Origin of the sequence: Pseudomonas sp. COR18, assembly GCF_048568395.1 — a bacterium.
GTDB classification, from domain to species: Bacteria; Pseudomonadota; Gammaproteobacteria; order Pseudomonadales; family Pseudomonadaceae; genus Aquipseudomonas; species Aquipseudomonas fuscovaginae_B.
This window is the reverse complement of sequence record NZ_CP183808.1, coordinates 6,449,620-6,462,867: the sequence shown is the minus strand read 5'-3', so window position 1 is coordinate 6,462,867 and position 13,248 is coordinate 6,449,620. Positions and strand designations below refer to the sequence as shown.

10 protein-coding genes and 1 riboswitch are annotated in these 13,248 nt (G+C 64.5%); of the genes, 3 read left to right on the top strand and 7 right to left on the bottom strand.

The features are described from left to right. Positions 1-73: 73 nt before the first annotated feature. The 6 genes from ACM62G_RS29040 to ACM62G_RS29015 form a co-directional block, all read right to left on the bottom strand. A complete protein-coding gene (locus tag ACM62G_RS29040; RefSeq protein WP_273820680.1) occupies positions 74-1,552 on the bottom strand; it encodes a mannitol dehydrogenase family protein in 1,479 nt (492 codons plus the stop codon). 15 nt (positions 1,553-1,567) lie between these two features. Then, positions 1,568-2,671, bottom strand: coding sequence for an ABC transporter ATP-binding protein (locus ACM62G_RS29035; protein ID WP_419736224.1), 1,104 nt, complete (start codon positions 2,669-2,671; stop codon positions 1,568-1,570). Positions 2,672-2,720: 49 nt separating this feature from the next. After that, a complete protein-coding gene (locus ACM62G_RS29030; RefSeq protein ID WP_054060688.1) occupies positions 2,721-3,560 on the bottom strand; it encodes a carbohydrate ABC transporter permease in 840 nt (279 codons plus the stop codon). A gap of 10 nt (positions 3,561-3,570) precedes the next feature. Next, positions 3,571-4,497, bottom strand: a complete 927-nt coding sequence (locus ACM62G_RS29025) for a carbohydrate ABC transporter permease (protein WP_054060687.1) — start codon at positions 4,495-4,497, stop codon at positions 3,571-3,573. A gap of 142 nt (positions 4,498-4,639) precedes the next feature. Further along, positions 4,640-5,950: an ABC transporter substrate-binding protein gene (locus ACM62G_RS29020; RefSeq protein ID WP_054060686.1), complete on the bottom strand. Its 1,311-nt coding sequence runs from the start codon at positions 5,948-5,950 to the stop codon at positions 4,640-4,642. A gap of 294 nt (positions 5,951-6,244) precedes the next feature. After that, on the bottom strand, positions 6,245-7,150 hold the full coding sequence (locus tag ACM62G_RS29015) for an AraC family transcriptional regulator (protein WP_054060685.1): 906 nt from the start codon (positions 7,148-7,150) through the stop codon (positions 6,245-6,247). Between the two features lie 133 nt (positions 7,151-7,283). On the opposite strand from ACM62G_RS29015, the gene cobF reads away from it, so the two are divergent. Together cobF and ACM62G_RS29005 are read left to right on the top strand one after the other, a co-directional pair. Next, positions 7,284-8,039 (top strand): precorrin-6A synthase (deacetylating), encoded by a 756-nt coding sequence (cobF, locus tag ACM62G_RS29010; protein ID WP_419736223.1) that lies wholly within the window; start codon positions 7,284-7,286, stop codon positions 8,037-8,039. Between the two features lie 131 nt (positions 8,040-8,170). After that, the gene (locus ACM62G_RS29005; protein WP_419736222.1) at positions 8,171-10,489 is read left to right on the top strand and encodes a glycoside hydrolase; all 2,319 of its coding nucleotides are present in this window, start codon (positions 8,171-8,173) and stop codon (positions 10,487-10,489) included. A 4-nt stretch (positions 10,490-10,493) separates the two neighbouring features. Here ACM62G_RS29005 and ACM62G_RS29000 read toward each other — a convergent pair whose 3' ends face one another. Continuing rightward, entirely contained in the window at positions 10,494-11,783 is a 1,290-nt protein-coding gene (locus tag ACM62G_RS29000) for a glycosyltransferase (protein ID WP_419736221.1), read from the bottom strand. 88 nt (positions 11,784-11,871) lie between these two features. After that, positions 11,872-12,081, top strand: a riboswitch (cobalamin riboswitch). A gap of 98 nt (positions 12,082-12,179) precedes the next feature. Here ACM62G_RS29000 and cobW point away from each other — a divergent pair. Then, positions 12,180-13,247: a cobalamin biosynthesis protein CobW gene (cobW, locus tag ACM62G_RS28995; protein ID WP_419736220.1), complete on the top strand. Its 1,068-nt coding sequence runs from the start codon at positions 12,180-12,182 to the stop codon at positions 13,245-13,247. The last annotated feature ends 1 nt before the right edge of the window (position 13,248 follow it).

Genomic DNA, 13,248 nt, shown 5'->3' with positions numbered 1-13,248 from the left:
CGTCGGCCCTGACAACGTGTCAATGTCAGGAAGACCCCTCGTGGGCAAGCCTGGCTCCTACAGGGTAATGGGATCAGGTTCTCGCCAGCAGGCGCTCCAGGGTTTTGCTCACCCCCACTTCCCGCAGGCTGTCGTAGCACGACTTGAAGGCAGCGACGAAGGCTTCGGACTGGGGAATCGCAGTGCCGAAGATTTCCTCCACGCCCAGCAGGCGTTGCACGATCAGGTTGTCATCGGTGACCATCGCCTGGCAGAACTCGGCCCGTGGATCGGGAATGCGGTAGCGCACGCCGTTTTCGTCGACGCCCTTGAGGTACAGGGCCCAGGCGGCCACCACCAGGGCGGCGCGTTCGGTGTCGCGGCCATCGGCGATCAGCCGGTTGATGGTCGGCACGGTGAACTTGGGAAACTTCGACGAACCGTCGGAACAGACCCGCTCCAACTGGTCGGCAATCGCCTGGTTGGAGAAACGCTCGACCAGGGTGTTCTTGTAGTCGCCCAGGTCGATCCCCGGCACCGGGGCCAGTTGCGGGGTGACGTCCAGGTCCATGTAGGCGCGCATGTAGGCGACGAACAGCGGGTCGTTCATGGTCTCGTGGACGAAACGGTAGCCCTTGAGAAAACCCAGGTAGGTGAGGGCCAGGTGGCTGCCGTTGAGCAGCTTGATCTTCATCTCCTCATAGGGCGTGACGTCGTCGGTGAACTGCACGCCGACCTTCTCCCAGGCCGGGCGGCCGTTGCTGAACTTGTCTTCCAGCACCCACTGCACGAAGGGTTCGCAGACCACCGGCCAGGCATCGTCGATCCCGTGCTCGTCATGCAGTTGCAGGCGGTGCGCCGAGCTGGTCATCGGCGTGATGCGGTCGACCATGGCGTTGGGGAAGCTCACGTTGGCGGCGATCCAGTCGTGCAGGCCGGCGTCGCGCAGCGCGGCGAAGGCCAGCAGCGCCTTGCGGGTCACCGCGCCGTTGTGCGGCAGGTTATCGCAGGACATCAGGGTGAAGGCCGCAATGCCGTTGGCCCGCCGCTGCGCCAGGGCCGCGCAGAGAAAGCCGAAGACCGTCCGGGGGGTGTCCGGATGGCTGAGGTCGTGCCGGACCTGCGGCAGGTGGCTCATGAACTCGCCGGTGCTGTCATCGATGCAGTAGCCGCCTTCGGTGATGGTCAGCGAAACGATGCGGATCTCGGCCGAGGCCAGCTTGTCGATCAGTGCCCGGGCACCGTCCTGGGCCAGCAGCATGCCGCTGATGGAGGCGATGACGCGGGTTTCGGTGTCGTCGCCGTCCCCCAGTTCGTAGAGCGTGTAGAGGTGGTCCTGGGCCGCCAGGGCGTCACGTACGCCCTGGTCCTCGGGGCGCAGGCCGATGCCACAGATGCTCCACTCGTGACCTTCGCCGAGGTTCATCAGCGCATCGGTGTAGTAGGCCTGGTGGGCGCGATGGAAGCCGCCGACGCCGATATGGGCGATGCCTTGCCGGGTGTCGCTCGCCACATAGCCGGGCAGTGCGACCTGGGGGGACAGGTTGTGCAGGTTCTGTTTGTTCAGGTTCATTGCGGGTTCTCTTGATCAGGCCGCGGCACGCAGCGCGCGGGGCAGCGCCACACCGTCGGCATCGAAAAGGTGGCAGTGGGCGCTGTCCAGGTGCAGGTCGAGGGTTTCGCCGTACTGGCTGGCCAGGTCGCCGCGGATACGCATGGTCAGCGCCTCGCCGGAACGGGTACGGACGTGGCAGTAGGTGTCGCTGCCCAGGCGCTCGCCGACATCGGCGGTGACCCGCAGGACGCAGTCGCCGGGCTTGGCGATTTCCAGGTGTTCCGGTCGGATGCCGAGGGTCACCGGGCTGCCGACGCTGAGGCTGGCGCCGCTTTGGGCCAGGCTGATGCGGGTGCCGGCCTCCAGTTCGACTTCGCAGCCCTGGGCGTCGACGCGGCTGACCTTGCCCTTGAGAAAGCCCATCTTCGGCGTGCCGAGGAAGCCGGCGACGAACAGGTTGACCGGCGAGTGGTACAGCTCCAGGGGCGAGCCGACCTGCTCGACGCGCCCGCCGTTGAGCACCACCACCTTGTCGGCCAGGGTCATGGCCTCGACCTGGTCGTGGGTCACGTAGATCATGGTCGCCTGCAGTTCCTTGTGCAGGCGCGCCAGCTCCAGGCGCATCTGCACCCGCAGCGCGGCATCGAGGTTGGACAGCGGTTCGTCGAACAGGAAGATCTTCGGGTTGCGCACGATGGCCCGGCCGATGGCCACGCGCTGGCGCTGGCCGCCGGAGAGTTGCTTGGGCTTGCGCTCCAGCAGGGGGCCGAGTTCGAGGATGCGCGCGGCCTCGTTGACCTTGCGCTCGACCTCGGCCTTGGCCACGCCGGCCAGGTCGAGTGCGAAGGACATGTTCTTGCGCACGCTCATGTGCGGGTACAGGGCGTAGGTCTGGAACACCATCGCCAGGTCGCGCTTGGCCGGGCTGACTTCGGTGATGTCGCGGCCGTCCAGCTCGATGGTGCCGGAGGTGACTTCCTCAAGGCCGGCGATCAGCCGCAGCAGGGTCGACTTGCCGCAGCCCGACGGGCCGACGAAGACCACGAATTCGCGATCGCGCACTTCCAGGTCGATGCCCTTGATGATGGACAGACCTTCGAAGCCTTTTTGCAGATGTCTTATTTTCAGGTTGGCCATGATGTGGCTCCTCGGTTGTTTGGCAGAACACCGGTCCGTGTTGGGGTCATTACTTCACGGCACCGAAGGACAGGCCGCGGACCAGCTGTTTCTGGCTGATCCAGCCAAAGATCAGGATCGGTGCGCAGGCGAGGGTCGAGACGGCGGACAACTTGGCCCAGAACAACCCCTCGGGGCTGGAGTAGGAGGCGATCAGCGCGGTCAGCGGCGCGGCATTGGAGGAGGTCAGGTTCAGCGACCAGAACGCCTCGTTCCAGCACAGGATCAGCGACAGCAGCATGGTCGAGGCCAGGCCGCCCTTGCTGATCGGCAGCAGCACCCGCAGCATTTCCTGCAACAGCGTGGCGCCGTCGAGACGGGCGGCTTCGAGGATGTCCCGGGGGATGTCCTTGAAGTAGGTGTACACCATCCAGATCACGATCGGCAGGTTGATCAGGGTGTAGATCACGATCAGCGCGAGGCGGGTGTCGAGCAGCTCGAACGACTTGGCCAGCAGGTAGATCGGCATCAGCACGCCCACCGGTGGCAGCATCTTGGTCGAGAGCATCCACAGCAGGGTGCGCTTGGTCCGCTGGGTTTCGTAGAACGCCATGGAGTAGGCCGCCGGTACCGCGATCAGCAGGCACAGGGCGGTGGCGCTGAACGACACCACCACCGAGTTCCAGGCGAAGCGCAGGTAGCCGCTGCGTTCCTGGATATGCAGGTAGTTCTCCAGCGTCGGGCTGAAGATGAACTGCGGCGGCGTGGCGAAGGCGTCGATTTCGCTCTTGAAGCTGGTCAGCACCATCCAGAAGATCGGAAAGAAGATCAGCAGGGCCAGGGCCCAGGCCAGGATGCCGAGCAGCACGCTCTGCAGGCGGCGTGATTGTTTGAGGGTCAGGGTCGTCATGGCGCGGGCCTCAGGGCTTGTCTGTCAGGTTCTTGCCGAGCATCCGCACCAGGATGATCGCGGCGATGTTGGCGATGACCACGGCGATCAGGCCGCCGGCGGAGGCCATGCCGACGTCGAACTGCACCAGCGCCTGGTTGTAGATCAGGTACGCCAGGTTGGTCGACGCATAGCCGGGGCCGCCGTTGGTGGTGGTGAAGATCTCGGCGAACACCGACAGCAGGAAGATGGTCTCGATCATCACCACCACGGCGATCGGCCGGGCCAGGTGTGGCAGGGTCAGATGCCAGAAGATCGCCAGCGGGCCGGCACCGTCCAGGCGCGCGGCTTCCTTCTGTTCCTGGTCGAGGGACTGCATGGCGGTCATCAGGATCAGGATGGCGAAGGGCAGCCATTGCCAGGACACGATGATGATCACCGACAGCAACGGGTAGTGCGCCAGCCAGTCCACCGGCTCGGCGCCGAACAGCCGCCACAGCGCGGCGAGCACGCCCGAGACCGGATGGAACAGCAGATTCTTCCAGATCAGCGCGCCGACCGTGGGCATGATGAAGAACGGCGAGATCAGCAGTACCCGGACGATGCCGCGGCCGAGGAACTCGCTGGCTTCCAGCAGGGCCGAGATCAGTACACCGAACACCACGCTGATCAGCAGCACGCTGCCCACCAGCAGCAGGGTATTGGTGGCGCCGGGCAGGAAGCCCGAGTCGGTGAGGAAGTAGCTGAAGTTCTCAAGGCCCACGTACTGGTTTTCGCCAGGGTAGAGCAGGTTGTAGCGGATCAGCGAAAAGTACAGGGTCATGCCCAGCGGTACGATCATCCACAGCAGCAACAGGGCTACCGAGGGGCTGACCAGAAACCAGCCGGGGTTGCGCAGACGGCTTTTGCGCAGCGGCTGGGGACGGTCCATATGGGCTTTTGCAGTAGTGGTATTCATGGTGTTCAAAACCGCTTGGGGTCAGGGAGCGGATCTTGTGCAGCAGGGCGTGCCCGCGAAGGGTGCGACTCGGCGTTCCTGGCATGGCGTGTTGCCTGGACCGATATCTTCGCGGGCAAGCCCGGCGCCTGCAGGTCAGCGTCTACTTGGGGTAGCCCGCGCGTTTCATCTCGCGTTCGGTACTCTGCTGGGCCGAGGCCAGGGCCTGGTCGACCGTGGTCTGGCCGATCAGTGCGGCGGAGAACAGCTTGCCGACCTGAGTACCGATGGCCTGGAACTCGGGGATGGTCACCAGTTGGATGCCGACGTAGGGCACCGGCTTGGCGCTCGGGTCTTTAGGGTTGGCCACCTTGAGCGATTCCAGGGTGATTTTCGCGAACGGCGCGGCCTGCATGTACGCGTCGCTGTAGGTCGAGGCCCGGGTGCCCGGCGGGACGTTGGCGATGCCATCTTCCTTGGCCACCAGGGCCGCGTATTCCTTGGAAGTGGCCCACGCGCTGAAGGTCTTCGCCGCGTCCTTGGCCTTGGAACTGGTGGGAATCGCCAGGGCCCAGGAGTAGAGCCAGGCCGAGCCTTTCTCGGTGACCTGGTGCGGGGCAAAGGTGAAGCCGACATGGTCGGCGACCTTGCTCTGGGTCTTGTCGGTGACGAACGAGCCGGCGACGCTGGCATCGACCCAGATCGCGCACTTGCCGCTGTTGAACAGCGCCAGGTTTTCGTTGAAACCGTTGCTCGACGCGCCGGGCGGGCCGGATTTCTTCATGGTGCCGACGTAGAAGTTCAGGGCGTTCTTCCATTCGGGGCCGGTGAATTCCGGCTGCCACTTCTCGTCGAACCAGCGGGCGCCATAGGCGTTGGCGACGGTGGTGATCAGCGCCATGTTCTCGCCCCAACCGGCCTTGCCGCGCAGGCAGATGCCGTATTGCTCCTTGTCCGGGTGATTGAGCGTGGCGGCGAATTCGCCCAACTGCTCCCAGGTCGGCCGCTCGGGCATGGTGAGGCCGGCGTCCTTGAACAGGTCGGTGCGGTAGTAGGTCATGGAACTTTCGGCGTAGAACGGCAGGGCGAACAGGGTGCCCTTGACCGACAGGCCATCACGTACCGAGGGGAACACATCATCGATGTCGTAGGTGGCGGGCAGGTTGTTCATCGGCTCCAGCCAGCCCTTGGCGCCCCAGAGTGCGGCTTCGTACATGCCGATGGTGAGCACGTCGAACTGGCCGCCCTGGGTGGCGATGTCGGTGGTCAGGCGCTGGCGCAGCACGTTTTCTTCCAGCACCACCCAGTTCAGCCTGATGTCCGGGTGCTCGGCCTCGAAAGTCTTCGACAGCTTCTGCATGCGGATCATGTCGCTGTTGTTGACGGTGGCGATGGTCAGGGTCTGGGCGCCGAAGCTGACGCTGCTGGCGGTCAGGCAGGTGGAGACGAGCAGAGCTTTTGCTATGGCTTTCATCGAACACTCCTCTTCTGGCGCCCGGTGGCGGTCGAAGGTCGGTTTATTGTTGTTGTGTCTTCCTGTGCCCCGGAAGAATCTGTGGCTGATTACAGCCCTCAATCGCCAGCCAGACAAATCCTTGAAGACACTGTGATCGATACTTTTTTGCACTCGATGGGTAGGGCGCGTCTCGTTGAAACCTCCGTACGAAGGCTCAAGGCCGGGTGTTCCGGGGTAGGCGGGCGGGGGTAAATCCGTACAGGATTTTGCGCAATCGGCCGGGGGCGCCCCGAGCGGGGCGCCCGAAGTGGGTCAACCGAGGTTCTGTTCGGTCAGGCGCTGGACGGCCAGGCGGCGATAGTGCGAGGGGGTCATGCCCTTGAGCTGCTGGAAGCGCCGGTTGAAGTTGGAAATGTTGTTGAAACCGGACTCGAAGCAGACATCGGTGACCGGCTTGTCGCCATCGACCAGCAGTTCGCAGGATTTGCTGATGCGCAGGCGATTGACGAACTCGACGAAGCAGCGCCCGGTGGCCTGCTTGAACACCCGGGAGAAGTAGGTGGGCTTCATCCCCAGGTAGTCGGCGACTTCTTCCAGCGGCAGTTCCCGGGCGTAGTGGGCGAAAATGTAGTCGACGGCGCGGTTGGTGCGGTCGATATTGTTTTCGTCGGCCAGTTGCGGGGTGGTGACGCCGGAGAGCAACTGGTAGTCGTCGCAGGTGCTGAGCAGTTCCAGCAGAATCAGGAAGTGCCCCAGGCGCGTCACGCCCTGGGAGTCGGCGATGCGTTGCATCAGTTGCGCGGCCTGGCCGATGGTGTCCTTGCAGCGGAACTCGATACCGTACTGGGCCCGTTCCAGCAGCGGCGCCAGGGTTTTCAGCTCGGCGAAGATCTGGTGGCCTTCCTCGAACAGTTCGTCGGTGAAGTTCACCAGCATGTCGCGCTTGGGCACCACCTCGTCTTCGGCCACCTGACTGATCCAGTTGTGGGGCAGGTTGGGGCCGGTGAGGAACAGGGTGTAGGGATGGAAGTTGCCGATGTAGTCGCCGATGAAGACCTTGCCGGAGCTGGCGACGATCAGGTGCAGCTCGTATTCCTTGTGGAAATGCCAACGTACCAGCGGGCAGGGGAAGCCGTGCTGGCGGTAGATGATGGAGAGGCCGTTATGGTCATCCATCAGTTCATAGGAGGGATCGGTGATACGGGTCGTTCGAGTCATTGGAAGCGCTTTTATTATTATTGCTGCTCGATAATGCCTCCTTCGTCGGCCATCTGCCAACCTTGCGCCAGGTTTCGGATAAGCTGAAACAGGCTGGACGGCGTCTATCGTGCCCATTTCCAGGAGCAAAACGGTGAAGAGCGTTCTATTGATCGGTATCGGTTCCGGCCACCCGGAGCAGATCACCCTGCAGGCTATCAGGGCCCTGAATCGCGCCACGGTGTTCTTCCTGCTGGACAAGGGACGGGCCAAGGAAGAGCTGGTGAACCTGCGCAGGGAGATCTGCGAGCGCTACATCGAACAGCCGGGTTATCGCCTGGTACAGGTCAGCGACCCGCTGCGCGAGGACGATGAGGATGCCTATGAAGCCGGGGTCGAGCGTTGGCATGCGCAGCGCGCCGGATTGTTCGCCCGGCTGATCGACGAGGAACTGGGCGAGAACGAGTGCGGCGCCTTTCTGATCTGGGGCGAGCCGGGCCTGTATGACAGCACCCTGCGGGTACTGGAGCGGGTAGTGGCGCTTGGCGGCCCGGCGTTCGAGGTCGAGGTGATCCCCGGGATCAGCAGCGTGCAGGCGCTGGCGGCGCGGCATCGAATCCCGTTGAACCGCATCGGCGAACCGATCCGTATCACCACTGGCCGGCGCCTGGAAGCGGCCGACCTGGACAATGTGGTGGTGATGCTCGATGCCCATTGTGCCTTCGGCCAGTTCGTCGACCAGACCCTGGACATCTACTGGGGAGCCTACCTGGGCACCGAGGACGAGCTGCTGGTGAGCGGCAAGTTGCATGAAGTGCACGGACAGATCCGTGAATTGCGTGAGGCTGCCCGGCAACGCAAGGGGTGGATCATGGATACCTACCTGCTGCGTCGCCCGCTGGGTTCGTAGGACAGATCCTGGTAGCAGCGATTTGGCGATATTTCAGGTGTCGCTAAGAGACCGTTCTTACGGAGAAGGAGGGCGATGTCGTTTAGTGTCCGCAGGCTCTCAAAATTCCTGGGATACCTCTGTGGAACGCCATGCGCCCCGTACCCGCTATTGATCGATTTCGCCGCCTGTTCCTGACGCTGGCCCTGTGTCTGTCCAGCCTGCCGGTTTTCGGGCAGTTGCCGGTCGACCTGCCCTACAGCGGCGGAGTGTTCAGCGTCGATCCGGCGACCCTGCAGGTCATCCTGCACCGTGACGATGGCCAGGTCTCGGTACTGAGCGCGCCGGCCTTTTCCGACAGTGCCCGGGCCAACGGATTGTCCGGGCGCAGCTGGCGTATCAGCCACGGTGCCGATCGCTTCCGGGTCGAGGCCGGGATCGAGCAGGACGCCTTGCGCCTGTCGATCCGCGCCGATCAGCCGGGGCTGCTGGAGTGGCCGCGGCCCGTGGAGGCCGCAGCCATCGAGGCCTATGCACTGCCGTTCGGGGAGGGCGCCTATGTCCCCGCTGACGATCGCCAGTGGCTGGACTGGCTGTTGCGCCGCTATGAGCCGGATGCCCTCAACGGCCTGCTGTCGATGCCCTTCTGGAGTGAGTTGCGGGGCGATCACTCGATCACCTGGCTGATCGAAACGCCCTTCGATACCCGTTTCGGCATGATCGAGCAGGATTCGCGACCGTTGCCGCGGATCAGTCACGAGTTCAACCGGTTGGCCGGGGACGCGCCCTTCACGGTCAGCATCAGGGTCGGCCCGGCCGATCCGTTGTATGGCGCGCGTTTCTATCGCCAGTGGCTGGAGGCCCGTCACCGCCTGGTTTCGCTGAAACAGAAAATTGCCCGGCAGCCGCTGGTCGCCCGGCTTGGCGGGGCCGCGCATATCTATCTGTGGGGGGCGGGGCCGCTGAAAACCGCGGATATCAAGGACTGGCCGGCGTTCCTGAGGTTTTTTGCCGCGCGTCGCCAGGATCATCGGCACCTGGCATCGAGGTTGTGGGCGGCGTTCGACCCACCGGCACGGGAAAGTTTCGAGGCCGCGTTGCAGGAGGCCGGTGACTGGAAGAGCGGGGTGTCGCTGTTTCGTCGGCGCGAGGTGACCCGTGCGCTCAATACGGCATTGCAGGCGGCGTTGCCGTTGGTGCCGGTCGAGCCGCTGCCGGGCAATCACGATCCGGCGGCGAATGTGGCCTGGGGGCAGCAGGTCCGCGGGCAGTTGCTCGACGCGTTCGGCCCCTGGCTGGCATCGCCCCGGCGCTGGGGCGGCGGTCTGTCGCTGGAGACCGTGGAGGCGCTGCGCAAGGCCGGCCTGAGCCGGGCCTGGCTGGGGGCGGACGACTGGCGCGATGCGCTGTGGCACCCCGAGGCGGTGGAGGCGGCCAAGGCTGCCGGTTATCTGGTGGCGGTGTATGACAGCTACGGCAGTGCGCATCCCTCCAACCTGCGGGCCACCTGGGCCACGGCGCAGATGGGCGACGAACTGGCGGCGGCGGGCTATCGCGACAGCCGGGGGGAAAAGCTGCGTGGCTTCAATGGCCGCGGGGTCTATGTCAATTCCCGGGTGGTCGAACCCTATGCGCAACGGCGTATCAGTGCGGTTGCCCGGGGCGCCCGCCTGAACAGCTATTTTCTCGATGTCGATGCCGCCGGTCCCGAGTTCAGGGACTATACCCCGGGCCGGGAAACCAGCGAGCGCGAGGATGCCGAGGCGCGCAGGCGCCGTTTGCAGTTTCCCGGCACCGAGCTGGGGCTGGTCACCGGCAGCGAGGGTGGGGTGGCCTTCTATGTGCCCAGCATCGCCTACAGCCATGGCATCGCCACCCAGCCGTTCGCCTGGATGGACCCGGATATCGGCAAGAACAAGCAGTCGCCGTTCTACCGCGGCGGGTACTGGCCGCCGGAGACCCCGGACCTGTATTTCAAGCCGATACCGCTCAAGCCGGCGGTCGCCCGCTTCGTCACCTCGGCGCAGTTTCGCCTGCCGCTGTATCAGTTGGTGTTCCACGACAGCCTGGTCAGTACCCACCATTGGGAATATGGCTCGCTGAAGTTCTCCAGCGAGCGGGAAACCACGGCGTTGCTGCAGTTGCTGCACATGGTACCGCCCCTGTATCACCTCAACGACCAGGTGCTGGCCCGCGATCTGCCGTTCATTCGGGCCTATGACAAGGTGTTTCGGCCGTTGCACGAAAGGCTGTTCACCGAGCGGCTGAGCGATTTTCAGGTGTTCTCGGCCGATCGCCTGGTTCAGCGTACCTCGTTCAGCGACGGCACCCTGATCACGGTGAACTTCGCCAGGAAACCCGCCCGTTCGCCGGAGGGCCGGCTGTTGCCGCCGCGTTCGGCCCTGGTGCTGGCGCCGGATCGGGGGCCGCAACTGATCGAGATTGCCCGGTTGTTCCTGCCTTCGGCATGAGGCCTCAGGCCTTGCGGTTTTTCGCCTCGATCCACTGGGCCATGTACTGGGTGCTCTTGTGATGGTGATGCCGCAGCATGGCGCCGGTGAAGTTGTCGCGCCGATGTTGCGCCAGTCGCTGCCGGCATTGCTCGATACGCGCCACCAGGGCCGGGCCGTGCTGACGCCGGTCGTAGCGGGCGGCCAGCAAGGCCTGGCCTGCGACCTGGGCCTGCCGCCAGGCCGCCGGGTCCTGGTAGAGCTGCACGGCGGCCGCGGCCAGGGCTTCGGCGCGGGTCTCGATGGCGCCGGGCCAGGGCAAGTCGCCGTGCATGGCTTCGGCACCGATCGGCGTGGTGACGTTTGGCGTGCCGCAGAGCATGGCATCGGCGAGCTTGCCCTTGATCCCGGCGCCAAAGCGCAACGGTGCCAGGCAGATGCGCGCCGCACTCATGACCTGCAAGGCATCCTCGGCCCAGTTCAGCACGTGAAAGCCCTGGGTCGGGTTATGCAGGGCGGTGGCCTTGGGCGGTGTATAGGCGCCGTAGACGTGCAGTTGCGCGCTCGGCAATTGCTGGCGGATCAGCGGCCAGAGGGTGGTTTTCATCCAGAGCACCGCGTCCCAGTTCGGTGCGTGGCGAAAGTTGCCGATGCTGAGGAAATGCGCGCGCTCCTCGAACGGCCGAAAGGCAGCGGGCTGATCGAGCATCAGCGGGCACCAGTGCAGCAGCGCCGGCGGCAGCCGGAACTGCTCGGTCAACAGGCGAATCTCGACATCGGAGATCATCAGGCTCAGGTCCGAGCGGTAGATCGCCGCGATCTCGCGCTGGGCCTGATCGGTTTCGCTCATCTGCTGGAACACCTGCGGCAGGTCGGGGGCAAACAGCGTGCTGAAGTCGTTCGGATCCGGATCGGCCTTCAGGCGTTCCTTGAGCTGCTGCTGGCGGGCGTCGCGCAGGCTTTGCAGGTCGGAGGTTTCCAGCACGCGGATGGCGTCGGGGCAGTGCTTCTCGACCCTCCAGCCGAACTGCTCCTCCATCATGAAGCGGTCGAACAGCACCACATCCGGCTGCAGGGCGGTGATGAAGGTGTCGAAGCTGCTGTTGTTGAGCTCGATGGCCTGTTCGTCGATTCCCAGGCTCTGCAGGTCGGCCTTGTGCTCGCCGACGCTGGCGGGGCTGGCGAAGGTGATGTGCCAGCCGGCTTCGAGGAAGCTTTCGAGAATCTGCATCATGTGCCCACCGGCGGCCGAGGAACGGGGTTCGGGCCAGACATAACCGATGACCAGGACGGTGGTGGTGCCGGTGGCACTCATGGGCGGGCTTCCTTGAAACGGGCAGGGTGAAAGGGGGGCGCAATTAAACCACAGCGGCCGTCGAGATTGACCTGCTCCCGCGCACTGCGTAGCCTTGCAGGTTCGAGGTTCTTCGGCATCCGGCCGAAGCTAAGATGGGAACGCGGCAAGCCGCGGCTGCCCCCGCAACTGTGAGCGGTTTGATAGTCTTGCCTGGCCACTGCCCCTTGGGGGCGGGAAGGCGCAAGACCCGGTGATCGGGCGACTGCCGAACACCCGCCCGCAAGCCAGGAGACCTGCCTCGTGACAGAATTTCACTTAAACCGGGCGGGGTGATCCGGTGGCGAACCTACCCGCGCCTGTTCCGGCAGCGGTTCTCGTCCCGTATGCCCGCTATTTTTGCCAAGGGGCATCCCGATGAAAACACTGGCCAAGCTTCCCGTCACCATCGTCACCGGCTTCCTCGGCTCGGGCAAGACCACCTTGTTGCGCCACATGCTCGACAACGCCCAGGGCCGCCGCATTGCGGTGATCGTCAACGAGTTCGGCGAACTCGGCATCGATGGTGAAATCCTCAAGCAGTGCTCGATCGGTTGCACCGAGGAAGAGGCGGTCGGTCGTGTCTTCGAACTGGCCAATGGCTGCCTGTGCTGCACCGTGCAGGAAGAGTTCTTCCCGGTGATGCGCGAACTGGTGGCACGGCGCGGCGATCTGGACCACATCCTCATCGAAACCTCCGGCCTGGCGTTGCCCAAACCGCTGGTCCAGGCGTTCCAGTGGCCGGAAATCCGCAGTGCCTGCACCGTCGATGCGGTGATCACCGTGGTCGACAGCCCGGCGGTGGCCGCCGGTACCTTCGCCGCCTTCCCCGACCAGGTGGACGCCCAGCGCAAGCTCGACCCGAACCTGGACCACGAGTCGCCGCTGCACGAACTGTTCGCCGACCAGTTGTCCAGCGCCGACCTGGTGATTCTCAACAAGACCGACCTGATCGCCCCCGAAGACCTGGCCAAGGTCCGCCTGGAAGTGGCCGAGGAACTGCCACCGGCGGTGAAGATCATCGAGGCCAGCAGCGGTCGCCTGCCGCTGGACGTGCTGCTCGGCCTGGGTGCCGGCTCCGAAGAACATATCGACAGCCGTCACAGCCACCATGATCACCACCACGAGGGCGACGATCATGACGACCACGATCACGATGCCTTCGACTCGATCTCCATCGACCTGCCGCAAGCCGATGAAAGCCTGCTGCTCGATGCCCTGACGCAACTGGTGGTCAAGCACGGCATCCTGCGGGTCAAGGGCTTCGCGGCGATCCCGAACAAGCCGATGCGCCTGCTGATCCAGGGCGTGGGCACCCGTTTCGACAAGCACTTCGACCGTGCCTGGGGCGCTGACGAGCCGCGTGTCACCCGCCTGGTGCTGATCGGTCAGGAACTGGATGCCGCCCTGCTCGAGTCGACCCTGCGCGCGGCGCTGACGGTCTGAC